Annotated in this window: 24 protein-coding genes and 1 tRNA gene; 7 read left to right on the forward strand and 18 right to left on the reverse strand. The window is 44.1% G+C overall.

The window, feature by feature from the left end; translation table 11 throughout:
* Window positions 1-21: 21 nt before the first annotated feature.
* From LEP1GSC058_RS03115 to LEP1GSC058_RS20255, 7 genes are all read right to left on the reverse strand, one after another.
* Window positions 22-630, reverse strand: coding sequence for a [protein-PII] uridylyltransferase (locus LEP1GSC058_RS03115; RefSeq protein ID WP_039947940.1), 609 nt, complete (start codon window positions 628-630; stop codon window positions 22-24).
* 206 nt (window positions 631-836) lie between these two features.
* Window positions 837-2,060, reverse strand: coding sequence for an Lsa36 family surface (lipo)protein (locus tag LEP1GSC058_RS03120; RefSeq protein ID WP_016548200.1), 1,224 nt, complete (start codon window positions 2,058-2,060; stop codon window positions 837-839).
* 34 nt (window positions 2,061-2,094) lie between these two features.
* Window positions 2,095-3,225 carry an acyl-CoA dehydrogenase family protein gene (locus tag LEP1GSC058_RS03125; protein ID WP_016547834.1) on the reverse strand — a complete coding sequence of 377 codons (1,131 nt, stop codon included), beginning with the start codon at window positions 3,223-3,225 and terminating at the stop codon, window positions 2,095-2,097.
* A 16-nt stretch (window positions 3,226-3,241) separates the two neighbouring features.
* Window positions 3,242-5,392 (reverse strand): cAMP/cGMP-dependent 3',5'-cyclic-AMP/GMP phosphodiesterase, encoded by a 2,151-nt coding sequence (locus LEP1GSC058_RS03130; protein ID WP_016548011.1) that lies wholly within the window; start codon window positions 5,390-5,392, stop codon window positions 3,242-3,244.
* A 35-nt stretch (window positions 5,393-5,427) separates the two neighbouring features.
* Window positions 5,428-5,742 (reverse strand): thioredoxin, encoded by a 315-nt coding sequence (trxA, locus tag LEP1GSC058_RS03135; protein WP_016548032.1) that lies wholly within the window; start codon window positions 5,740-5,742, stop codon window positions 5,428-5,430.
* Between the two features lie 52 nt (window positions 5,743-5,794).
* Window positions 5,795-6,604 (reverse strand): hypothetical protein, encoded by an 810-nt coding sequence (locus LEP1GSC058_RS03140; RefSeq protein ID WP_016547856.1) that lies wholly within the window; start codon window positions 6,602-6,604, stop codon window positions 5,795-5,797.
* A gap of 4 nt (window positions 6,605-6,608) precedes the next feature.
* Window positions 6,609-6,776, reverse strand: a complete 168-nt coding sequence (locus LEP1GSC058_RS20255) for a hypothetical protein (protein WP_016547896.1) — start codon at window positions 6,774-6,776, stop codon at window positions 6,609-6,611.
* A gap of 107 nt (window positions 6,777-6,883) precedes the next feature.
* Between LEP1GSC058_RS20255 and LEP1GSC058_RS03145 the strand changes: the two genes are divergently transcribed.
* From LEP1GSC058_RS03145 to LEP1GSC058_RS03160, 4 genes are all read left to right on the forward strand, one after another.
* Complete coding sequence (locus LEP1GSC058_RS03145; RefSeq protein ID WP_016548230.1) at window positions 6,884-7,123, forward strand: Sec-independent protein translocase subunit TatA/TatB; 240 nt, start codon at window positions 6,884-6,886, stop codon at window positions 7,121-7,123.
* Window positions 7,124-7,199: 76 nt separating this feature from the next.
* Window positions 7,200-8,003 carry a twin-arginine translocase subunit TatC gene (gene tatC / locus LEP1GSC058_RS03150; RefSeq protein ID WP_016548049.1) on the forward strand — a complete coding sequence of 268 codons (804 nt, stop codon included), beginning with the start codon at window positions 7,200-7,202 and terminating at the stop codon, window positions 8,001-8,003.
* Window positions 8,000-8,257, forward strand: coding sequence for a hypothetical protein (locus LEP1GSC058_RS03155; RefSeq protein WP_016548101.1), 258 nt, complete (start codon window positions 8,000-8,002; stop codon window positions 8,255-8,257). Before tatC ends, LEP1GSC058_RS03155 begins: the two co-directional genes overlap by 4 nt.
* A gap of 84 nt (window positions 8,258-8,341) precedes the next feature.
* Window positions 8,342-8,728, forward strand: coding sequence for a DoxX family membrane protein (locus LEP1GSC058_RS03160; RefSeq protein WP_016547981.1), 387 nt, complete (start codon window positions 8,342-8,344; stop codon window positions 8,726-8,728).
* Between the two features lie 41 nt (window positions 8,729-8,769).
* Here LEP1GSC058_RS03160 and clpX read toward each other — a convergent pair whose 3' ends face one another.
* From clpX to LEP1GSC058_RS03200, 8 genes are all read right to left on the reverse strand, one after another.
* A complete protein-coding gene (gene clpX, locus LEP1GSC058_RS03165; RefSeq protein WP_016547936.1) occupies window positions 8,770-10,041 on the reverse strand; it encodes an ATP-dependent Clp protease ATP-binding subunit ClpX in 1,272 nt (423 codons plus the stop codon).
* 19 nt (window positions 10,042-10,060) lie between these two features.
* Window positions 10,061-10,657: an ATP-dependent Clp endopeptidase proteolytic subunit ClpP gene (clpP, locus tag LEP1GSC058_RS03170; RefSeq protein ID WP_016547863.1), complete on the reverse strand. Its 597-nt coding sequence runs from the start codon at window positions 10,655-10,657 to the stop codon at window positions 10,061-10,063.
* Complete coding sequence (gene tig, locus LEP1GSC058_RS03175; protein ID WP_016547997.1) at window positions 10,654-12,039, reverse strand: trigger factor; 1,386 nt, start codon at window positions 12,037-12,039, stop codon at window positions 10,654-10,656. The genes clpP and tig overlap by 4 nt, the downstream gene beginning before the upstream one ends.
* 32 nt (window positions 12,040-12,071) lie before the next feature.
* Window positions 12,072-12,143: transfer RNA gene (locus LEP1GSC058_RS03180), tRNA-Gly, on the reverse strand.
* Window positions 12,144-12,471: 328 nt separating this feature from the next.
* Window positions 12,472-13,083, reverse strand: a complete 612-nt coding sequence (mobA, locus tag LEP1GSC058_RS03185) for a molybdenum cofactor guanylyltransferase (protein WP_016547840.1) — start codon at window positions 13,081-13,083, stop codon at window positions 12,472-12,474.
* Window positions 13,067-13,507, reverse strand: a complete 441-nt coding sequence (locus LEP1GSC058_RS03190) for a molybdenum cofactor biosynthesis protein MoaE (protein ID WP_016547986.1) — start codon at window positions 13,505-13,507, stop codon at window positions 13,067-13,069. The genes mobA and LEP1GSC058_RS03190 overlap by 17 nt, the downstream gene beginning before the upstream one ends.
* Window positions 13,508-13,750, reverse strand: a complete 243-nt coding sequence (locus LEP1GSC058_RS03195; RefSeq protein WP_039947941.1) for a MoaD/ThiS family protein — start codon at window positions 13,748-13,750, stop codon at window positions 13,508-13,510.
* Window positions 13,751-13,754: 4 nt separating this feature from the next.
* Window positions 13,755-14,699, reverse strand: a complete 945-nt coding sequence (locus tag LEP1GSC058_RS03200; RefSeq protein ID WP_039947942.1) for a GTP 3',8-cyclase MoaA — start codon at window positions 14,697-14,699, stop codon at window positions 13,755-13,757.
* 161 nt (window positions 14,700-14,860) lie between these two features.
* Here LEP1GSC058_RS03200 and LEP1GSC058_RS03205 point away from each other — a divergent pair, with 161 nt between their 5' ends.
* A complete protein-coding gene (locus LEP1GSC058_RS03205) occupies window positions 14,861-15,937 on the forward strand; it encodes a HesA/MoeB/ThiF family protein (protein WP_016548097.1) in 1,077 nt (358 codons plus the stop codon).
* Here LEP1GSC058_RS03205 and LEP1GSC058_RS03210 read toward each other — a convergent pair.
* Both LEP1GSC058_RS03210 and LEP1GSC058_RS03215 read right to left on the reverse strand, forming a co-directional pair.
* Entirely contained in the window at window positions 15,934-18,090 is a 2,157-nt protein-coding gene (locus LEP1GSC058_RS03210) for a molybdopterin oxidoreductase family protein (RefSeq protein ID WP_039947943.1), read from the reverse strand. The genes LEP1GSC058_RS03205 and LEP1GSC058_RS03210 overlap by 4 nt on opposite strands.
* Window positions 18,091-18,193: 103 nt before the next feature.
* Window positions 18,194-18,874 (reverse strand): arylesterase, encoded by a 681-nt coding sequence (locus LEP1GSC058_RS03215; RefSeq protein WP_016547934.1) that lies wholly within the window; start codon window positions 18,872-18,874, stop codon window positions 18,194-18,196.
* Window positions 18,875-19,006: 132 nt separating this feature from the next.
* Between LEP1GSC058_RS03215 and nagZ the strand changes: the two genes are divergently transcribed.
* Window positions 19,007-20,770: a beta-N-acetylhexosaminidase gene (gene nagZ, locus LEP1GSC058_RS03220; RefSeq protein ID WP_039947988.1), complete on the forward strand. Its 1,764-nt coding sequence runs from the start codon at window positions 19,007-19,009 to the stop codon at window positions 20,768-20,770.
* Window position 20,771: 1 nt separating this feature from the next.
* Window positions 20,772-21,932 (forward strand): radical SAM family heme chaperone HemW, encoded by a 1,161-nt coding sequence (gene hemW, locus LEP1GSC058_RS03225; RefSeq protein WP_016548114.1) that lies wholly within the window; start codon window positions 20,772-20,774, stop codon window positions 21,930-21,932.
* 75 nt (window positions 21,933-22,007) lie between these two features.
* Here hemW and LEP1GSC058_RS03230 read toward each other — a convergent pair whose 3' ends face one another.
* Window positions 22,008-24,077: a methyl-accepting chemotaxis protein gene (locus tag LEP1GSC058_RS03230; RefSeq protein ID WP_039947944.1), complete on the reverse strand. Its 2,070-nt coding sequence runs from the start codon at window positions 24,075-24,077 to the stop codon at window positions 22,008-22,010.
* Window positions 24,078-24,192: the final 115 nt, after the last annotated feature.

The following is a 24,192-nucleotide window of genomic DNA, read 5'->3' on the forward strand; positions in this document are numbered from 1 at the left end:
ATCGGTCCTTCGAACAAATAATTAGAGAACGGATAGCAGCGCGTCTTTCAGTTTATTAAAGTGTAATTTCTCATCCAGCTTTGCGCCGCTCTCTAGGCGAAGCAAAAAAGTATCCCTAACCTGTCCGGAATCCGTCACCGCTTTAAAGGAAAGGATATCGATTCCGAAAAGAAAAAGAATTTGGGATATTTCGAAAAGAATCCCCAGCCGATCTTCCATTCTTAAGTCCATTACGGTCGAATCGCTGATTTCAGAATTAAAAAGAAATATCTCAGGAATCTGTTCTAATTTTGTACGTAAGCCTTCTATTTTCTCCGGATATTTAGCCAGGTAATTCATCACGGAAACTCCTCCGTAAAAGAGTTCCTTTAAATCCAAATGAATCGAATTCAGATGTTCATCCGTCATCGCTTCGCCGTCTATCCTACGAATGATGAAAATATCCTGAATATAACCGTCCATGGAAGTTTCCGCAATCGCTTCCTCGATATTCCATCCGTGCACATATAAAACTGCAGTGACCCGATAGATGATCCCTATTTCGTTTCTGGAAATATTGACCTTCAAAGCGTATGACTCGCCTCTCGGGATGCAGGAAAGGTGAAGCGGTTTTTCTGGTGTATGGATCATTATTCACCTCTGAGGGCGGACTGCTGAATTCTTATACAAAACATATAAGATTGCATAGTCGTTCTGCTTCCCCGTTTATATTCTGCAAGACTCATGCCTAAGTATATCAGTTCTATTCATAAAAAGAAGAAATTCTTCTTATTTTGAGAAATCTATTTAAGCAATCGAGATATTAATTCAGCTCAAGTCGCCAATCTTCGCTTTATTTAGAGGGCAAACTTGATTCCTAGGTTTGCCGAGTATATCTTATCAGTCGTCATCATTGCCTCGGCGAGAACTTTAAACGTCAGTAAATTAATTTCGAATCCGCCTAAAACATAGCTGGTTTGGGTTTTGACATAGGCGGAACCTCCGGTATGAACTCTTAAAGTTCCACTTGCTCCGCCGTTTAACTGCTGAATTACCGCAGCGGGCAATCCGGATGACGACGGTATATTTGCCGCTAAATATAAAGGACCGTTAATATCCAAATTAACTTTCGCGTATCCGGTATTATTACTGATTCCACCGCCCGCGAAGATGGTTAAAAAATAAAAGAGTCGGACGCCGGTCCTTAAATCCACCGGAACAGATTGCACTTTATTTCGATACGCAAAGGTAACGGTTTCATCCCAACGTCCCGAAGCGGAACCGAAATTTACCTTTGCTGCAGAATTGATTCCCGGAGCATAGACTATATTAATGCCTTCATCTTGTCGGTGAAAGCCCACTCCTAAGCTAAGACCGGTAAAACCGAAGAAGTCAAGGCGCGTGTATCTTTCCCGCGCGAGTTGAAATCGCAATGTTGCGCCGAAGGAATTCGCGCTTCCATCCAAATGCAGACCGTTGGAAGCTTGATGAGTCAGGGATTTTAAATCGCCCGATCCGATATTTCCGTGAAAACCATGAACATAGAAATTCAATCTGTGCAGAAAAGATCTCTGAGATTCCGGAACCGTTGCGGATTTATCCGGTTGGTCGGACGGCCCTTTACCTAATAGCCAACCCAAATTTACGCCCATCATGAGAGAGGGATTGATGGAAGCTCCTACGTTAGGCATGGCAGGAAGCGTCGTCCCATTATAAGAAACCGTAATATCGCTATTTTTAACGCCGCCGGCAGAGACTCCTGCACCGATTTGAAACCGATTGATCGTTCCAGGTCCCATCATGGAAGCGTTAATATTACTCAATACTGCCGCATTGGCCATCGACTTAGTGATTTCGTTTAGGTACTGAGTTTGTATGGCTTGCTGTAAGCCGTTAAAATCCGCCTGGATATTCGCCGGAATTATAGTACACACGTTATTACCCGTAAGCGGAGGAGTACAGGTAATTTGTGCGTGAACGGAGGAGGTCGGAACTACATATGCGGAAACGCCTAAAATAATAAAGGCGATGCAATAAATACACCGCTTAAGAATTCTCTTAACAGAAACCATCTCGTCCATATTAATGTAGGACGACGGCAAAGTCCAGATTCTTTCAGAGACCCAGGCTACTGCCAATAATTTCTTTCATAATCTCGGTCGTGCCTGCATAAATCGTTTGGATTCTTGCGTCTAAGTAGGCTCTGGCAATAGGATATTCCATCATGTAACCGTATCCTCCGAAGAATTGGAGGCATTGGTCAGTATGACGCTTTTGCATCTCAGTGGAATAATATTTGGCCATAGAAGCCTCTACGGTCAATTTATTTCCTTTCATGTGTTCGGTCACGACTTTGTCTATGAACGTACGGCACATTTCAAGTTCGGTGGCCATTTCAGCCATCTGAAATTTGATATGCTGGAAGGTTCCGATCTTCTTTCCGAATGCCATACGTTCCTTGATATATTTCAAGGTCATCTTATGAACTAACGCGGTGGCCTCGACTGCAGCAACAGCTAGAACTAAACGTTCCTGAGCAAGTTTCATCATTAAATAACGAAACCCTTGTCCGTCTTTTCCGATAACGTTTTCTTTTGGAACTTTTACGTCATTAAAATAGAGCTCCGAAGTATCCTGGGCTTTGAGTCCGATTTTTTCGAGATTTCGGCCTCTCTCAAAACCTTTCATTCCTTCTTCTACCATAACAAGTGAAATCGTTCCGTTTTCATGTTTTACGGCGGTAATTACTAAATTTGCCAATTGTCCGTTCGAAATAAACGTTTTTTGACCGTTCACTAAATAATGGTCACCCTTATCGACTGCGCTAGTTCGAATGCTTTTTAAATCCGATCCGGAACCGGGTTCGGTCATAGCGACGGCGAGAATGCTGTCCCCGGAGCAGCAACCCGGAAGCCAGCGTTTCTTTTGCTCATCGTTCCCGTACGCGGAAATGTAGGGAGCGATTACGTCGTTATGTAAAGACACAAAAAAACCGCTGTTTCCGACTTTAGAGGATTCCTCTATTACGACAATATTATATAAGAAATCCGCTCCGGAGCCGCCATATTCTTCCGGTACATCCGGGCAAAGTAAACCGCTTGCTCCGGCTTTTTTCCAAAGTTCCTTGGGAACCATTCCCACTTTTTCCCATTCGTGATGGTGAGGCGCCACTTCCGTTTCAAAGAATTTACGTGCCATGTCTCGGAACGCTTCATGTTCCTCGGTAAATTGCAGGACTCTTTCCATTAATATTTCCTCGTAATTAGTAGACGGTGTTCATTCTCATGTAAACGCCGGGATTTCTCTTTATATACTGAATCAGTTCGTTCTGAGATATCGAATACAATTCCGTTTCCGATTCGGCAGTGAACGTATAATTTGCAGCCAGCTTTTTAGAAATCGCGTAAATTTCACCAACGAAGTCTCCGTTGATCAATTCGGCTAGTTTCTTACCGTTCTGGTAAACGCTTACTTTTCCATCACGAATAATATATGCTTCGTGGTAAAACGATTTTTCGCCGATTAACACTGAACCAGCGTTCACTTTGGAAAGTCTCATGATCATTTCCAATTGAGTCACCTGATGACTGGTTAATCCCTTAAAATGGCGGGATTCTATAAGAGTCTGCCAGGAGTTACTATCCCGAATACTGTTCAGTCTAATTAAGTTTTGTCGAAGGTCGGTGTTTCGAATAAATTGTAAGAATTTGTTCTTATCTATAGTAAGTGCGACGACGTCGGTTTCCGCATACACGTCCGCTGCTCTAGGTAAATCGAGCACTAGAGACGCCTCGCCGAAATATTCATATTGACCGTACCGCTTGATGGGAACTTGCTCGGACGAAGTCTCCAGGCCTTCGAACTTCACATTTCCGGAGGCGATAATATAAAATTTATCGCCTAATGTGCCTTTGTGAATGATATGATCTCCGCGTTTGTATCTTTCTTCTCTTACGATCAGTAAAAATTCCTTCGCTTTCTCGATTGCAAAACCGCTAAAGATATCGATCTGACTTAGGATATCCAATAGGTTGTATGCTTCTATATGTTTAGGAGGAGTGATTTCCGGGTATAGAGTATTTTCAATACCGAATTTTGCGAGATTCAATTTAGTTCCCGGAGGCATATCCTTTCGGGCGATATGATAAACCGTGATCTTTTCCTGAACTTCGGACGGCAAGCTCGCCAAGTAACTGATTCTTGTATGCAATGGCGGAATTCCGGCTTCGTGATAGATCACTCTTCGATCCCAAGGGAACTGTTTCAGAAACTTCCAACGCGATTCGGGTAGAACACCGTCTTTATACATTTTATCGTGAATTTCAGGCTCGTTCAAATGGTCGGAAGTATAAACGAAGGATTGGTCTTGAAAAAAGAATTCGAATCCGACTGAAGGAATAGAATGCAGCGCATAATGAAAATTGAATTCGCCGCCCATAATCATCGAGGGTCTTCCGATGATAATCGGTTGAAAATTAAATAATTCCAGCAGTTCCTTTTTGGGAATTTTGGTAAGAGAGGAATATTTCCGGAGAAAGCTTTCCATCACCGTCGCCGTTGCGTGAATGGTGATTTTAGTTTCCTCCAAGATTTTCTGAAACGTACCCGCGTCATGATCGGCGTGACAGTGCGTAAGAATGACGTGATTAATCAGTTTCGGATTTACGTTTGAACTCCTCAGCCATTCGGTCGAATTGACGGGAGGATCGACCATTATACCTTGATGATTCAACCAAATAATGAAACCGGAAGTATTATCTTCAGGATCAAATCCATGCGAAGGGCCTAAACAAGTAATTCCTAATAGCGGCGGTTGAAACGGTTCCTTCAGTCGAGTTCCGATATCATATTTGATATTGAATCCGACCTCGCCCGGCAGTTCCGTTTCCTTATTTCCGTCCGTGATTCGAAAATCTCCGGAAGGAAGCTTGTGAACGATCACCTTGCCTAGCGTGACCATATCGTCCGCCGCAAAAACCTTAAAATCGACCACATCGTCCAGGCCCTTATAGCTTCGAAAGTAGGACATCTCCGCTTTCATATCCGGGAACCCGAAAGATTCGGCCCCGTTCAAATATTCCGATTCTAAATTAATCTCTTCCGGACCCATTAAAGATTCTTTAAGTACGGTAATGAGCTGCTTCCGTTGCTCCTCGGTACAGATGATCGTGGTTTTTCTTTGGCGAAGAAAGAAATTGAAATAGATAGGAAACTCTAGCTCTGCGGTGCTTATTCCCTTTTCAACGTGAAAGAACTTGTTCGGCAAAATAAAAACGAGGGGCGTTTTTTTCTCCGCCATCGTGTCCTTGATGGTCTCGGGCGGCGACCCGATTTGAAAAAAGCCCTCGCTCGTTTCAACGAGATAGCCTCCGCGTTGAAGTTCGATATATTCCCTAGACTGTTCTTTTAGCATGAAAGATTCCTGACGGATCGCTTCAGAAGCGTATTTTATTTGTGCCTTTCTATAAAGTTTTTGATCTGGGCCTTCGGGAGAGCCCCGATGATCTTATCAACTAACGTTCCGTCCTTAAATAAAAGTAACGTCGGTAAAGATTGAATTCCTAATTTTTGAGCCGTATCTTGGTTATCATCTACGTTCAATTTTTTAATTTTCAAAATATCGGTAAGTTCGTTCGAAAGTTCTTCGAGAACGGGAGTGACCATTCTACAAGGACCACACCATTCGGCCCAACAGTCCACTAGGACCATTCCGCCGGAGATTTCAGTATTAAAAGTTGCGTCGTTGATTTCGGACAATGCCATGGGTTTGTTTTTACTCCTTTTTTTCCCACTCTTTATAACAAATAGGACGGGTCTATTTCTTCTTTTTCTTCTTTTCCTTCTCAGCTTCTAGAGATTCCACTTTTTCTTTTAGCGATTCTATCAATGTTTTCGTCTTTCCGAGGTCTTCCGTTTCGCCTGTTATCTGCAGAATTTTCCTGTTTACTTCCAAAAGAACGATGGACTTTTTAAGATCACCTACGTCCTGCGTTGATAAATCGAACTTTGCCCGATATTCCTGAGCCGCAAAGTTACACAGTTCCAAAATCAGGTTATAATGTTCCTGACGAGGATAGTAGTACGGGTTCTCCAAGTCTCTTTCCTTCTCGAAAGCCCGGTAGTCAAAAAGATTCTTACTAAGAATGGCTATTTTGAAATGAATTTCCGGAAAACTCCATTTCCATTTTGAATTGGATCCGAAAGCTTCGATCGTTTTACTAGTCGAGAGACGAAGTCCTTTAATATAATTCAGTCTCTGAAGCGGATTAAATTCCGGGATTTTGACAAGAAGATCCTTATTCTCCGCTAAACTGCCTTCAAAATCCGAACCGACTACTTTCTCCATAAAGGAGATCGCGTTATAAATTTCTTTTCTACCCTGGTTCAAATACGTATCCGACTTCAGGTCCAGAATTGCCACGGAGATTTCGTTAATGAGAAGGCAGGTGTTGATATTCTTAATCGAATTCAAAGAAAGCGCTATATTGAAATACGGCTCCATTTTCGGATCCTTCCGAGATTGAGCTTTAAGAAGGTTTCCTTCCTTTTTCAAATCATCCAAATACGCGCGGAAGTCCGAAAGCTTCTCCTGAAATTCCTGCTTTTGTTCCTTGGTTAAGGCCATTCATTTATACCTGTACGTTAATAATGCTGCCGGTGGAAAGCGCGTACATATAATCGGAATTTTGGGTTTTCTCTTCCTTTCTATCCACATCTTCCCTTGCCGCTTCCGAACCCGGTTGAATAACGGGCGGAGAGGAATAAATCGCATCGAAAACCGGCGGTTCGACTCTCATTTCCTGACTCCTCGATCACAATAGGTTCTCATAGAATTATCGGTTCCTTGCCACTATCTATTTGACATATAAAACCGGCTGGAAATTCTAACAAAGGAGGAAGATCCATGTATTTACCACTGGCATTCATCGGTAACCTAGGTTGGCCGGAAATCCTCATTATCCTGTTTTTAGCACTCCTGCTTTTTGGAGGCAAGCGACTTCCCTCGCTCGCTAAGGATTTAGGGGATGGAATTCGCCAATTCCGCAAATCGATCTCCGGGGATACGGAAAGCGAAGCTCCTAAAATCCAGGAGCCCCCGACTAAGACCGCTCAATCTACGAAGAAGTCTAAAAAGTCCGCTTAGCACAAAACCGTAGGGGCGCAACACACCGCCTCTACGGATATCGACCCCAATCAATAACTGAATCGGATTCCTCGGAATGCCCGCCAAAAAAAAGAAACCTCAGGATCTAATCACAGAAATTCCGAATCCGATCCCCGATCGGGAAGCGGTCGCGCAAGATAAGGAAAAATTCATGACCTTAGGGGAACACCTTGAGGAATTACGACTTGTTCTTCTTAGAACGATCCTGGTTTTTTCGATCTTCTTTATCGCTTCCTTGTTTTTCGGCGAAGAAATTCACAAAATTTTTACCCGCCCTTATAAAAACGTCCTGGGAGAATCGGCGACTTTTTATCAAATCAAACTGATGGCGCCGTTTATGGTCTACCTTCGAACGAGCTTCATGGTATCCCTACTCTTAAGTTTTCCTTTTACGTTAGTCTTTTTATGGGGATTTGTAGCCCCGGCTCTCGAATCTAAGGCCGCGAGACTAGGCAAGGCTCTGATCGCTTTCTCCACGATTTTATTCTGGTTAGGGGTCTGGCTCTGTTGGACGCAAGCCTTCGAGAATTTTCTGAAACTCTTCTTGGTAACGTTTCGCCCCTTGGATATCGATACAAAGCTACCCATAGATGAATATTATGATGTCTTTTTTAACATACATTTAATATTCGGTTTAGCTTTCCAATTACCCGTAGTCTTAGTGTTAATGAGCGCTCTCGGAATCTTGAAGTCATCATTCTTGTTGGCTCATTGGAGGGAGGCGATTCTCGGATTAGCGGTCGCTGCAGCTATTCTATCGCCCGGTCCCGACGTGATCTCGATGCTAATGCTATTCGTTCCGTTAGTAATCCTATTTGCAATCTCCATCCTTTTGATGAAAATTATCGAAAGGGATTGAGAACTTATTCCGAAAGATATCCTAAACACGGTTTGGAAAGTCCATTATCGTTTAAGCGATCCGTTAAGGGAACTAGATGGAAGAGAAAAGCAAATCTTCTTACGGAAATTGCAAAGTTGAAATGTGGAGAGAAATTCCGCGAAACGAGGGAGCTCGTTTTAGATTTTAGAAGATGGCTCGAGTCGGAAGCAGGCAAAAAGACATCTTACGGACCTCTATCCTTTCGATTGGTCGAATTCGGAATTCGCTTTTAGAAAGGAAACTTTCCCAAACTCGCCTTAAAATCGCCTTGCCAGTTTCCGAATACGAACAAAGCTTCTGGTCAAATAGGAGCAGACATGAAAACGGCTATTCTCAATTGGACACTCAGGATACTTACCGCTTTAATCTTTATACCGGCATTCTTATTAAAATTTTCTGGCGCCGAAAAATCGATAGCAACGTTTTCCAAATTAGGCGTCGAACCGATCGGAAGGTATTTCACCGGCAGCCTAGAATTACTTACGGTTGTTTTGATTTTCATCCCTAAAGCGCAATGGGCAGGGGCCGGCCTCGGCTCATGCATTATGCTTGGGGCCTTAGCCGCCCATGTTTCAGTTTTAGGTTATTCCGGAGAAGCTGGGGTCGGCACAATCTCCGCAACGATCGCTCTTTTGGGGTTTTTAATGCAATGGTATCTTACAAAGGACAGTAATCCCCTGTTTAGAAAACTTTCTTCCAAATAGGGAAAACTTAAAAATCGTTTGTATAGGACTGGAAAGATTCTTTACGCGATTTTGGGCTCTTTCTTCAGAATCAACTCCGGAGGTTTGATTCCGTTCACTGAGTCCTCGGTAATGATCACTTCTTCGACGTCTTTTCGGGAAGGAATTTCATACATAAGTTCTAGCATAAGATTTTCAACGATTGCCCGCAATCCCCGAGCGCCGGATTCCCGCTGAATCGCAAGTTGCGCGATCCGATCCACGGCTGCGTCTTCGAAGGAAAGTTTTACGTTTTCCATTTCCATAATTTTCGTATACTGACGAAGAATGGAATTCTTAGGTTCTTTGAAGATCCTCTTGAGCATATCTACGCTCAAATCTTGAAGAGTGGCGATTACCGGCATACGACCGATGAATTCCGGAATTAAACCGAATTTCATTAAGTCTTCAGGAATGACTCTGGAAAGAATTTCTCCTTTCGTTTCATCCCGTAACTGTTTACCTTCTTTATCATCACTGCCGAATCCGATTGTTTTAACGCCGGTTCTAGTTTTAATGATATTATCTAGATCTACAAATGCTCCGCCTAAAATAAACAGGATATTCTTAGTATCTACCTGCAGATATTCTTGGTGTGGGTGCTTTCTTCCACCCTGAGGAGGTACATTCGCCACAGTCCCTTCGATAATTTTTAGTAAGGCTTGTTGAACGCCCTCACCACTCACGTCTCTCGTTATCGAAGCACTATCCGACTTGCGCGCGATTTTATCGACTTCATCGATATAAATGATACCGATTTCGGCTTTTTTAATATCATTGTCCGCGTTTTGAATCAATTTAAGGATGATGTTCTCGACATCCTCTCCGACGTACCCTGCTTCCGTCAATGCAGTCGCATCCACGATCGCAAAAGGAACTTTAATAATTCGAGCCAGAGTTTGGGCCAGAAGGGTTTTACCGGATCCGGTAGGTCCGATCAAAAGAATATTTGATTTTTCTAATTCGATTTCGGCTTTCTTATCTTTAAGATAAATCCGTTTATAATGGTTATATACGGCGACTGACAGGGCTTTCTTAGCATGGTCCTGTCCGATAACATACTGATCTAGTATGGACTTGATTGCCGCCGGATTCGGGACTTCGCCCAAGAGTTCCGTGCGTTCCTTTTCCTGCTCGGGCTCTTCCGCGATAATTTCGTTACATAGAGAAATACATTCGTCGCAGATATAAACACCGGGACCTGCAACAAGACGTTTGACCGAATCTTGCTCCTTTCCGCAAAAAGAACAAAACAGTTTTTGTTTACCATTGGTTCCGGTCGGTTTCTTAGCCACGATGCCTATCCTTTCTCTATTAGTTCTTAGTACTGCGCTCTATGGAAATCACGGAATCGATAATACCGTAGGTTTGAGCTTCCTCGGCGGTCATGTAAAGATCGCGTTCGGTGTCCTTTTGAATTTGCTCAACTGATTTTCCAGTATGCTTCGTATAAAGACCGTTAAGAACTTCCTTAAGTTTTAGAACTTCTTTCGCCTGAATCGCGATGTCCGAAGCCTGACCGGTTGCTCCTCCGGTCGGCTGATGCATCATGATCCTGGAGTGAGGAAGTGCGGAACGTTTTCCTTTCGCTCCACCCGCTAAAAGCAGCGCCGCCATTGAAGAAGCTTGTCCCACACAAAGAGTCCTAACATCCGCTTTAATATACTGCATTGTATCGTAAATTGCAAGCCCGGAGGAAACATATCCACCCGGAGAATTAATATAGAGATAAATATCTCGATCGGGATTTTCGGCGTCGAGAAAGAGAAGCTGAGCAATCACCACATTCGCGTATTCGTCTGAGATCGCATTCCCAAGGAAAATGATTCTATCCTTTAGAAGACGTGAATAAATATCGTAGGATCTCTCTCCCCGACCTGTTTGCTCAATGACGACTGGAATTACGCTCATACTCCTCCACTTTCCTTATTAGACAGGAATTCCTTAAGTTGTCGGATACTCATCTTCTCGTTGTATTTCTTTTCTACAAGCTCGAAGAGCGTATCGTCTATCTTTTTTGACAAAAAATTGTCCCGGTAAGTATCGAGAAGTTTACCTTTTTCCAACTCTTTTCTAAAATCGGCTTCACCCATACCATATCTTAACGCAAGATCGGCTAATTCCTTCGAGAATTCTTCCTCGGATAAGGTGATATTTTCCACGGAAGCGAGCTTTTGGCGTGCAAAATAGCCCTTGAGTCGGTTTTCTGCTATACCGGAAAAGGAGGTTTTAATCTCTTCCAGAGGCTTATTTACCATTTCAGCATATTTTTCCATGGATGGAATCTGTTCTTCGGAAAATTGCGCTCCCTGTCCCCGGCCCATGATATCTCTCATCATGTTCCGATACACATGCTCGGATTCCTCTGAAAGATAAGATTCGGGAAAGACGAATTTGGAATCTTCAACAAGTTCCTTATATACTTCTTCCAACTTTTTGGATTTTACGCCTTCCGAATAATTCTTACGAAGGCTCTCTTTAAATTTATCCTTCAGGGCGGCTAATGATTCAGAACCGTCATACTCATTGGCAAGATCGTCATCCAATTCGGGAAGAACTTCTTTATATATGGCTTTGAGAGTCATTTCAAATTGAATCGTCTTACCGGCCAGATCTTCTCTAGGATAATCCTGCGGATAGGTATACGAAAAATTCTTGGGTTCTCCGGCTTTCATGCCGTACAAATTCTCGTCAAAGCCCGGAAGATTATTGGTATCGCCTAATTTATAGTCGCTGGAACCGTTCTTTGCATTCTGCGGTTCCTTACCGTCTTCGGTGACGACGAATTCCATATCGATGGTATCGCCGGCTTGCGCAGTTTCTTCCGGCTCCCTTAAGAGCTTACGAGCCAACTGCTTTCTTACGCCTTCGAGCTCGTCCAAAATATCTTCTTCGGTCACGTTGACTTCAGGGAGTTTGATTTTAATCTTCTTATATTTACCGAGGCTCACTTCCGGTTCGGTATCATAGACTGCGGTCGCTACGAGACTTTTTTCAGGAACATAATCGTCGATGGTAAATTTCGGAAAGCGAACCATCTTATGCTCCAACTTCTCCCGTAACGAGTCGACAGAGTCTACAAGAAGGATATTAATCGCGTCGCTAGCAACGGAGTCGCCTAGGTGACGCTTTACCATCGGTAAAGGCGCTTTGCCGGGACGGAAGCCAGGGACTTTGAGTTCCTTTTGTTTTTGAATGTACGCTTTCTCAAAAGCTTTCTCTAGATCGCTTTTGTCAAAAGTAAGTTTGAGTTCAACGGATGCGTTTGGGTTTTTCTTTGTCTTGAATTCCATGGATTGAGGCGCCGAAAGGCGAAAAAAGAAAAAGCGGGAAACGGGATTCGAACCCGCGACCCCCTCCTTGGCAAGGAGGTGCTCTACCACTGAGCTATTCCCGCACGATTGGTAAAAACCATAATTTTGGCCCGGAACGACCTGTAAACAGGTTTTTCCATTGAAATTAGTAGGAATTTGGAATGAAAAGAGAGCTAAAATAGGAATCGCGCAAGATAAAACTTAAACGTGCGGATAAAGAATTTAACGGAGGAGTCGATTCTAACGAATCGATCCGCAATTCTCCATAAACAAGAAAAGCCTCCCATAAACTCCAAGAAGTCGTTTCCGTTAAAAATTTCCGGATGATTTAGGGATTACCGGATGTCCAATAAGGACCCGTATCAAAAACGACTCGCCATTTTGTGCAAAAAACGGATGCAGGAAGAAATATTATTTAATTCGAATATAGTCCGATGGAGAATTGATATTTCTAAAGAATTTTTCCTCGAGCTCGGGTAGATCTAAAAGAACTAAATCTCTATCTGCAAGTTTTGATTTAGGAGAAACATCCGAAAGGGAGCCCCCCTCCAATTCGCTCATCCAATCTTCCAAATAAAAGTAAGGAAATAACCCGCAGATCGGTTCTAACTCCCCTCTTACTCGGTAGAATACCCCTTTAGAAAATCCTCCGTCGGCTTCCTTCATCCTAGCCAGACTTCGAACACGAACAAAAGGCATATCAACCGGGAGAGTTAGCAACGGTGCAGTTATATGATTCTTTCGGCAAAAGGCGAAGACGCTTAGCAAGCCCGCTAACGGGCCGCCGAAAGAAAACCGCAAATCGCAAACCAGGTCTTTCGTCAAAACGATTGAGGAATATTCCGGAAGTTGATCCGAACGTATAGAAACGAGTATTCTAGAACATACGAAACTCAATCTACGAATACATCTGGTTAGGAAAAGTTTCCCGGTTCCGACAGGAAGTAAACCTTTGTCCCTTCCCATTCTCGAACTAAATCCACCGGCTAGTACGACTCCGATCGGCTCAATGTTGGTGGCCATGCTGGCAACCCTGGGACCATTCAGAGGTTCCATCTTCGTAAAATTCGCGTTTCCAAATCGGAACCTCGTGCTTTACTCGATCGATTATATAACGATTCGCCGCATAGGCTTCCTCTCGATGCATCGAGCCGGTAGCCACGATCACGGCTATTTCAGAGATTTCTAATTTGCCTAACCTATGCTGACAATTAGCGTACTGTAATCCCCATTTTTTTTCCGCTTCATCCAATATGGATCGAATCATTTTATCGGCCATTTCCGGAAATGCTTCATATTCCAGATATCTGACCTTTTTACCTTCATTGATATTTCGCACAATTCCCGCAAACAAAACCAAGCCGCCGGTTTCCGGCAGGTCGGGCACTTCATGCGGAAGCTCTAATGGATGGGACTTGATATAAGAAAGTTCCTGAAGGAAGGCCATTTAACCCCCGCTAGATGGAGGCAGAACTGCAACCGTTTGCCCGTCGACTAGTGAATGATCTTCCCCGACGATCACTTGGTCGACCGCAAAGCGACTGATTCGAAGCAAAGGGCCTGAAAGCGGGTTTTTCGATTCAAGGACGGAACGCAAATCGGCAATCGTCCGAATCGCTTCCAAATCTATGCTTTCCTTAGCTGGAAAGAAATCCTTCATTGCAGCGAAACAAAGTAGCTCTATCTTCACTCTTTTAACCCCCTATGTATTTCATGGACAATTCGCTTCCGGTAAAATGATTTTTTTTCGTTTGCATCGCCGATTTCAACGCTTCGGCGACTTCAACCTTATCGGTAGATAGGTGAAACGAGGTGGAATCGCTTAAGCAACCGTAGATTCTTCCATTGGCATCCATCCTGAGTCGATTGCAACCCTCGCAGAAAGGTTCGGTATGATTCGCTATGATACCGAAAATAAATCCTTCGGCAGTTTGATGATATCTGGCCGTGGATTCCAACGGAGTCTCGACGGGCTTGAAGGTGAATTTTTCCCTAATTCTTGTACGAATTTCCTCTGCGGAGTAAAAGAGATCGGAATGATCCGCATGCAAGGGTCCCATTTTCATTAATTCCAAATAGCGAATAGGAACCCGCCTTGATCCTGCCCATTCTAATAAAGGAACGATCTGGTCTTCATTATAGCCTTTTACGATCGTGCTATTCAATTTTACCTGAAGTCCGGCCGAAATCGCCTCTTCGATTCTTCGTAAGAGCCTTCCGACGGATAAGTCTTTTCCCGAAATTCTAGAAAAGCCAGTCGGAGATAAAGAGTCCAAAGAAAAGTTCATTCTTGTTAATCCGGAATTCTTTAACGTTTCAATCAGGCCATCCGCAAAAAAGCCGTTGGAAGTCAAGGCGATCTCCGGAACGCCCTGGTCAACCGCGACTCGGATCAATTCAGGAAGATTTTTATGATTAGTCGGTTCGCCGCCCGTTAAGTGAACTTCTTTAATCTCCAACTGATCTCTTAGCGTATTCAGTTTTATTTGAAACGTTTCCGGAGAAAGAAAAATAGCCCTAGGCTTACTTTGGTTAACGGTAATCTCGTTCTCACCGCCACCGGGAGCACAATACACGCAGCCGAATCCGCAGGACGACGTCACACTCACTCGCAATACTTCGAATTTCCGGGTCTTCATGATTTGCAAAACCTATCTTACTCTTCATACGAAAACTTGGAAGCTAAAATAGAATCGGTGGGAATAATCTAATTCGAAATAAGTAAGAAATTCGGACGGATCGGTTTAACGTTCAAACAAAATGAGTTGCGAATTCCCGACGAATAGAGCATATATTCTGTATGAACTCGGATCAAAGAAAATTCTTCTCACGACAAATCCGGGTTCCGGCAATCGGAGAAGCGGGCCAATTAAAACTATTGAAATCTTCCGTCTTGCTAGTCGGTCTAGGCGGCTTAGGTTCTCCGGCTGCACTTCATTTAGCAACGGCGGGTATAGGTAGGCTTGGTTTGATGGACTTCGACCGAATCGAATTGACGAACTTACACAGGCAAACCGCCTTTACCCTGTTCGATATCGGACGATTAAAAACGGAGGTTACTTCCGAGTTTTTGAAAGCAAGAGTTCCCGATCTGGTTACAGAACTCTTTTCGAATTCGTTTTCTAGGACAATTGCTCCCGAGTTTTTGAACGATTGGGATCTTGTCATCGATTGCACTGATACAAGCCCTGCTAAGTATGCGATCAATGATCTTTGCTTTCGCGCAAAGAAGCCTTTGATCACCGCATCCGTATATCGAACCAGCGCGCAATTCTCGTTGTTTTCTCCGAACGGAAAACCTTGTTACCGCTGCCTGTATCCTAGATTAGATGAGAACGAAACCTTGAGTTGTACCGATGCGGGTGTTCTGGGAATCCAAACCGCGTTGGCAGGATTGCAACAAGCGTCTCTTGCCGTTCGCTATCTCCTGGACCCGAATTCCGTTTCCTACGATTCGCTATTTTTGCTCGAATGGGAATCGCCAGTTATTTACGAAAGCAAAATCAAAACGGACCCTAATTGTACGACTTGCGGATCGATAGGAGAATCGGGGTTTCAGACTGATTTCATTAAGGAACTTTCACCGGAAGATTATTTGAACCGAAGGGAAACACATGCAATAATCTTAATGGATGTTCGTGAGGAAGAAGAACAGAACACGACTCCGATCCAGGGAGCGATCCGCCTTCCTCTGAGCAGGATTGCTTCGGGGGAAAAACCCGCTATCGCGTCGGAGACTCCTTTGGTCCTCATATGCGAATCCGGGGTGCGATCTGCTAAGGCCGTGGAACTTCTTCGGGAAATGTTTCCCGATATTTATTCGCTCTCCGGCGGGAGAAGAAGCCTTCAGGCGCTTCTGGCGGGGAAAAGACCTTAAGCGGTCTTTCGTCGGATAGAAACAGGAATTCCGCTAAAAGCGGCGTTACCGGAGAGTTCGTCCAACGCTTGATCATCAGTCAAATCGTTAATACTTGCCCCGGCAAACTGGGCGGCGACATGCAATATCGTTCCCTCCTTTCCGTGCCCGAACCCGTGAGGGATGCAAACCACGCCGCGCATCATATCGTCGGTCAACTCCGCCGGGATCAAGATTTTTCCTACTCTCGACTCGACCAGAACTTCTTCCTCTTCGTTAATTCCAAGTAAACTTGCGTCTTCAGGATGCATCATTAAAGTACAACGATCTTTACCCGTCATTAATTTGGGCATATTATGCATCCAGGAATTATTGTTTCTTAAGTGTCTTCTTCCGATCAGCAAGAAACCGTTCTGCGATCGGAAAGCAGCGTGCAACTCTTGGAATCTTTTTCGAAGTCGATTCATATCCGCTTGAACCCGTTCCGGAACCAACTGAATTTTCTTATTTTCCGTATAAAGTCGCTCCGGAAAACAGGGTTCTAAAGGACCTAAATCCACTCCGTGCGGGCTATTCTTCAACAATTCAAGACTCATATCTACATTTCGTTTTCCTTTCGAACCGTAAGGTCCCGAACGAAGAGCATGGTCGATTATCGAGGCGGGAGTTAATTTAGTTTTTATTAATTCGTTCGGAAGCGATTTTCCCGAACGTAACAACTCTATCCGTTTCGTTAGATCGGAAAAAATTTCCCAATCGTGTAGCATTCCCTCTTCGGGTTCGAAGACCGGCTGGCAATATCTAGCGGTATTTCGAACGGCAAAGACGTTGAAGATCAAGTCGTAATGATCGTGCTCGAGGGCCGAAGTCGGCGGGAGTATATAATTGGCATACTTTGTCGTTTCATTTAGATAGAAATCGACGCTAACCATAAATTCGAGAGTGGACAATGCCTTTTCCAACTTTCCCCCGTTTGGAGTGGAAAGTACAGGATTACCCGCCGAAGTAACGAACGCTTTAATCTGTCCCTCGCCCTCGGTTAATATTTCTTCCGCCAAGGCTGCAACCGGTAATTCGTCGTTAAACTCGGGTAATTTTCGGACTCTGGATTGAAAGGTGTCAAAACTTCCGGGGGACGTGCGCATTGCGCTCTTAGGATCAATTACATCCACGGCAGGTAGAGTGAACATAGCGCCCCCCCGCGAGTCCATATTTCCTGTCAGAATGTTGATGGAATTAATCAGCCACTGACAAATTGCGCCGAACTCCTGCGTCGATACGCCTACTCGCCCGTAACAAACTGCACCTTTTGCATTGGCAAACTCCGTCGCGATTCGTTCAATCGTTTCGGCCGAGACTCCCGTAACTTCCTCCGCTCTTTCGGGAGTAAACTCCTCCGCCATCTTCCGAATCGTTTGTATGTCGGAAGCGGAAACCAGATCCGAGGACTTTACAAAATTCTTTTTAAATAAAACATTAACTATTGCCAAAAGGAAAAACGCATCCGAGCCGGGTCGAATAAAAATATGCTCGTCGGCATGAACGGCGGTTTCGGTTCTTCTCGGATCGACAACTATGTATTTCCCTCCCCTTTCCTGAATGTCTTTCAGTCTTTTTTTTACGTCCGGAACGCTCATCAAGCTTCCGTTGGACGCGAACGGATTTCCGCCCAAAATCAGAAAAAAATTCGTATGATCGATATCGGGTATCGGCACTAGCAACTGGTGCCCAAACATAAAATAGGATAATAGCTGATGCGGCAATTGGTCTACGGAAGTTGCCGAGTACATATTTTTCGTCTTGAGTCTGTTGGCGAATCGTTGCCCGAACAGCATTGAGCCGTAATTATGAACCGTAGGATTTCCGTTATAGACCGCTACTGAGTCGTTTCCATATTTATCCTGAATCGCGAGCAATCTGACTGCGATGTCAGAGAGAGCATCCTCCCAGCTAACGCGAACCCATCCTGATTCGGTGCGTTTTATCGGGTATTTAAGTCTATCTCCGTCTTCATATAGATTCTTCAATTCGGGTCCTTTTGCGCAAAGGTGGCCGCGGCTAAACGCATCCTCCTTGTCTCCACGAATCGCAACTACGACATGATCTTCCACTTCGATTCGCAATCCGCACATCGCTTCGCATAAAGTACAAGATCTATAATGTGTTTCGCCCATATTTTCCCCGTATAACGGAGGCTATTGTAACCTCTAACGGACGAGAAGAGCAAGCATTTCTGAATGAAATCCTAACTTAAATTCAAATCCTTTGTAGACCCAACTAGTTCATAAGTTTCTTTATATAGGGTAATACGGTTTTGGCTAATATCTTATGGCCGGCAGAAGTAGGATGAATTCCGTCCTTCTGGTTCAAATTCTTTTCTCCGGCCACGCCAATAAGCAAAAAGGGAAGCAGATCGACCTTTTCTTCCCTTGATATTCTAGGATAGATCGCACGAAATTCATCCGAATAAGCCTTTCCTAAATTGGGAAACGTCCTCATTCCTAGGAGTAAGATTTTAATTTTCGGATATTTCGACCTTGTTCGCCTAATGATCGATCTTAGATTTTCCTCGGTGACTTTCGGCGAAACTCCCCGCATCGAATCGTTCGCACCTAGCTCTAACACAAAGATATCATACGGAGAAGAAAGAACCCAATCGAGTCGAGCTAATCCTCCGGAGGTAGTATCTCCGCTCACGCCTGCGTTCGTAAATTCAAGCCCAGGATAGGTCTTCAGAAGATCTTTCCAAACTAAATACGGAAAGGCATGGTCGGGAGAATCCAGACCGAACCCGGCAGTGAGACTATCGCCGAAAAAAAGGATTTTCTTTCCGACCTTCTGCTCCTTGGGTTTTGCCGAAGAAGCATCCTTCCCTTTTTCGGCTTCCATCTCCAGACTATGGAAACATAGGACAACCATTACGGCATAGAAACATACGGTTTTCAATCGGTGAAACATTCACCCTCCTCGAATTTACTCAAAGCCAGTATAGCGTGATTTCCCTTAGACACAAAATTTTCAAGGAAGGTCCCGATTGAAAGTCCCCAAGTAATGCTTTACGGATACCAAGTCGGATATGAATTAGGTTTCATGATCAAGCGTATCCTTCTGGCAGTCGTTTTTGCCGGACTCTTTCTAGTTTCACTCCAATGGTTAGGGCATTATCGTGCGGAACTCCAGGCCCAAGAAATCCAAGAAGGAATGCTTCGTCAAGCCGACGAGATCGTCAATAAACTCACTCCTCAAGAATTGGTCGGGCAAGTGATTCATGTAGCAATTCCGGGAACGACTTTGGATTCCGTCGCCGAAAAAGAATTAGAGACGATTTTACCCGGCGGCGTAATTTTATTCGGAAGAAATCTGGGAAATCGGGAAGAAATTGCGTCTTTAAACGATTCTTTGCAAAAAAAGACCCTAAAACTAACGGGGCTCCCTTTATTGATTTCGGTCGACCAGGAAGGTGGTCGAGTCATTCGAGTTCGAGATGGAGTGACTCAATTTCCGGGGGCAATGGCTCTTGGACAAGCCAAGGATCAGGAATACGCGAAAAAAGTCGGATTCGTGACCTCCTACCAGCTTCGGAAACTAGGTCTGAATTTTTTATTCGCTCCCGATTTGGATATTAATAATAATCCCGATAATCCGGTTATCAACACTCGGTCTTTAGGAAGTAACCTCGAGACGGTCTTAAGTGCAGGAGTCGCTTACGAAGAAGGCGCCCGCTTAGGAGGAGCCATCCCCGTAATCAAACATTTCCCGGGTCACGGCGACACAAACGTAGATAGTCATTTAGGGCTTCCGAAAATCGAAAAAAATCTGGAAGAACTTCGTTCATTGGAATTAGTTCCGTTTAAGGCCGCGATCGAAAACGGAGCCGAAGCGGTTATGAGCGCTCATATCGTCTATCCTAAGATCGATTCAGATTTTCCCGCGACTCTATCTTCTAGAATTCTCACTGACGTACTCAGGAAAGAGCTTAAATTCGAGGGAATCGTAATCACTGATGCGATGGAAATGGATGCTATCGACGAACATTACCAAACGTACGATCCGGGCGTACTGGCTCTACTTGCGGGGGCAGATATCATCCTGATGACCAGTTGGGGAAAAACCACTCAGGATATGAAGGATCATATCTTAAAAGCTTATAAAAAAGGAACCCTCTATAGAGATGGGAGGGATATATTAAAAGAAGCCGCCAAGAGACAAATCCTATTGAAACTAAAACACGGCATCGTTTGGGACTATTCGAAAAAACAGAAGGAAGGAAGAGCAAAGGATATTCTGGCCGAAGACATTTCCGAAACATTACGTAAATATTATGAAGAGCAATCCTCTCGCCGTGAATCATTGAACGCCGACTGGAATCTGCCGGATCTGAATAGGGATGTGAGCCGGAAATCCATCGTTTCGTATCCGAATTCCTATAATCCCGTGACAGTTTCCTTAACCGAGACGTTATTTGCCGTTAAGGGTTCGGATTTTTCCGCGGAATTAACCGCGAGATCTTTGCAAAATTTGAATTTCTCGCAAATCTCAAGCGCTTTGGAAAAAAGAAAAGGAAAGAGAATTATCTTAACGGGGGCTTCACAAGTAGATTTGGATATGGCAGGTAGTCTGGCGAAAAAATTTCCTCAAGTCGAGATAGTGGTTTTGCATTACGGAACGCCGTTTTTGCATTTACCGGAATTTCCTAATCTTAAAATTCTTTTCTCATTTTCGCCTACGTATGAATCCAAGAAGGCCCTACTCTATTCCATTCTAGATCGAAAAGAGGAAATTCCGAAAGTGGATCTCGTATTAAAAACCGGCACAAAAGAGAAAGAAATCAAGGCCGCTCAAGGAACCCCGTAATTTGGATCCGCTTCTCCCTACGATAAAAAAAACGGGGAAGAGCGGAGTTTATGTGCATTACCCTTTTTGCATTAAGAAATGTTCCTATTGCGATTTCTATTCGGAAGGAATCGGCCTGGAACCTTCTCCTTTAGAAAAGGATTTATTTCGTAAATACGAACAAGAGACCGTTTCCAGACTAGAAGCATCCCCTCAACATTCGGAACTTTCTTTCGATACCGTTTTTTTTGGAGGAGGAACTCCTTCAAAGGCGTCCCCCGAGCGATACGCCGATTTTCTGAACTTTTTAAAAAACAATATCGATCTTGCCGATAATGCGGAAATTTCCTTGGAATGCAATCCGGAGGATTTAACGGATGGCTTACTGCGGGAATTAAGCGATGCAGGCGTAAATCGAGTTCATATCGGAATCCAATCCTTTCAACCTCGAACATTGAAATTCTTAGACCGCTATTACGATCCTGAGAATTATCCGAAAGTTCTGGAAATCGTATCCGAATCCAAAATAAAAAATTTCGGCGCCGACTTGATGTTCGGAGTCCCGAATCAGACTGAGGAAGAATTCTATGCGGACGCGGAACTGATCCTATCTGCAGGAGTTTCGCATATCAGCTTGTATGCGCTCACCGTTGAAAAGGGTACGGAATATAGTAGAAGCGTAATCTCCGGGAGGCTTCCCCCCCCTCAGGAAGAGATACAGGAAAGAATTCTAAAAGATCTACCCGAAATTTTGAGAAGGAAAAATTTCCAGCAATACGAGGTATCCAATTATTCCAAACCGGGATTTTATTCCCGGCATAACATGAAGTATTGGACTTACGAATACTATCTTGGTATCGGACCGGGGGCTCACGGTTTTTTACCTTCGGGCAGATATTCCAACCAAAGAAATACTAACGCATATTTGAAAGGGAATCGGGCCGATATATACGAACGTCCGACTCCTTTCGAAGAGCTGATTTTATCCCTCTTCCGAGTGTTTCTCCCGGTGGAACTTGATGAATTTCTAAAGCTTATTCCGGAAAAAGCCCCCGATTTACTGAAAAAATTGCGGGAGAAATCCGAGTCGGGCCTAAGCACGTTAGACGGAACCGTTTTCCAATGGAAACCTGAGGCGGTGCTTTTTCTGGACGCCCAAATTTTGGATTTAGCGCAAATTTAGAATTCATCCGATGAAATATATCGCCGTACCCATACCCGAAAAAAAGAAGGGAAAAAGTTTACAAACAGGAAACGTTTAGTCGGTTCTAAATTTTCCGATATGCCTTGAAAGTTGATTGGCTTGCTTATGCATTTCTCCCGAGAAGGAAGTCAGATCGTCAGCACCTCTTGCAATTTCTTGGGTTCCCTCGGAAATATTTATGATCGTCTTCGTAATTTCTTCCGTTGTTCGCCGTTGCTCTGCGACCGCTTCCTCGATTTGCAGGCTAAAATCAATCAATGTCGTCGCGTTTTCGGCAATCTCCTGCGTATTATCCTCCTGAGTCTTGACGGAAGAAAGAACCGATTTAGCGGATTTGTCAAATTCCTCAACTCTATCCCGCAATCGCTTCAAAACTTGCGAGGCTTCGGAAACCTTTTTATTTCCGTTCATTACGGCATCGTTCGTAGAATCGACCAAGCCGCCGATCTCCTGAACGCTCGAAGACGTCTGAGAAGCCAATTTACCGATTTCCTCGGCGACTACTGCAAAACCTTTTCCAGCTTCTCCCGCTCTTGCGGCCTCTATCGCAGCATTCAATGCCAATAGATTCGTTTTCTCGGAAATCTCGGTGATGATGGAGAGAATTTCGCTGATACGAGAGGCGCTATCACCGATCTCACCCATAGCGTTCGTGGACATCATCATCGCGGTTTCTCCGGTTACGGCTTCTTCTTTGGAAGCGACCGCTACTCCTACGAGACCTTGCATTTCCCCGTTAATGCTGGCGATCTGTTCGCGTAGATGAACTACATTGCCGTCGATTTCCTTCATGCTCGATACGGCTTTCTGTATCGACTTTCCCACATTCATTGCGGATGCGGACAGTTCTTCCACGGCAGAAGAGCATTCTTCCGCGGCGGCTGCTTGGGTTTGAGCGACCTCTGAAAAATTTCGGGAAGATTTGGACATGTTATCCGCAGTAGCAGTCAGTTCGGACGTCGAACTTCCGATCTCCTTAACGACGGAAAGCAGATGATCACGCATCGAACTCATGGAAGATAAAAGCGACCCGATCTCATCCGGTCGTTTATAGTCCGATCGAACGATCAGATTTCCCTTAGCGATTTCCTCCGAGAATCCAATGGCTTTCAGGAGCCCGGAGGAAATCAAACGTTGGAAAATCAGATTCAGAACGACTATGATGATTAAAACGATGCTTAAGGAGGATATTATACTTTGCAAAAGTACCTCCGTAAGTTCGTTATAAAATACCTTATCAGGAATACTAACCTGCATGATCCAACTCGTTTTTCCCTTTCCGATTTTAAAAGGGAAGAAGTAATGCGTAAAACCGTCGGACGAGTAGAAGAATTTTTCCTTCCCTTGCCCTTTTTCAAGAACCAACTCCAATTCTTTCGAATCCTGGATTTTTTTACCGACTAAAGAAGGATCTTGTCCGTTTGCTGCGAAGACACCGTTCGGAGAAATCAAAGCGATAAATCCCGAATCTCGGAACGGTTTGATAGGTCCCATCACTTTCTGCAATTGCTCGCTAGTAATATCCATTCCAAGGACGCCCCAGAAATTATTACCGTGACTGATCGGAACCGCGAGCGAGATCATGAGAATGTCCTTACCGTCCACTTTATAATAGTAAGGATCCGTAACTAACGGTTCTAAAGTTTTCTTAGGGACCTGATAAAACTCCGTATTACTGTCGTCGTAGCCGACAGTCGCATCGAGAACCAATTCATCCTTATCGATTTTCCTGTGAATATAACTGACAAACCTTCCGGATGAATCATGCCCGGCAGAATTCTTAAATTGGCCGTCTTTACCGTCGAATGCATCCGGTTCATACACGGTCCACATGCCGAACCATTGAGGATTTCTTTTAAGAATTTCGCGCATCGTATCCACGACTTCGGAACGTTGCGGATTCGAAAAAATCAGAAGCATTCGAAAACCGCGAGTCATTCCCATCGCCAAATCCAGATAATCTTTCACTTCATAAGTCCAGCGTTCCGCAGTAACTGTGGATGCGGCATTTATCTCCGCTCGAAGATTTCGAAACGATAGAATCGAGTTGATCAGAGTAAGAAAGGAAAAGCCGATAAACAAAACTAGGGAAAGGTATAAGGATATCCTAGTGCGAATGCTCATGAGTAAATTTGACGTTTATGTATAAAAAAGTAGAACCGTAATTCATGATATCGAGATCAAATTGCGAAAAAAGAGCATTAAAAGCGGAGTCGCGTTCGCCGGACTTAAGTTTCCC

Source organism: Leptospira fainei serovar Hurstbridge str. BUT 6, from assembly GCF_000306235.2.
Lineage (GTDB): Bacteria > Spirochaetota > Leptospiria > Leptospirales > Leptospiraceae > Leptospira_B > Leptospira_B fainei.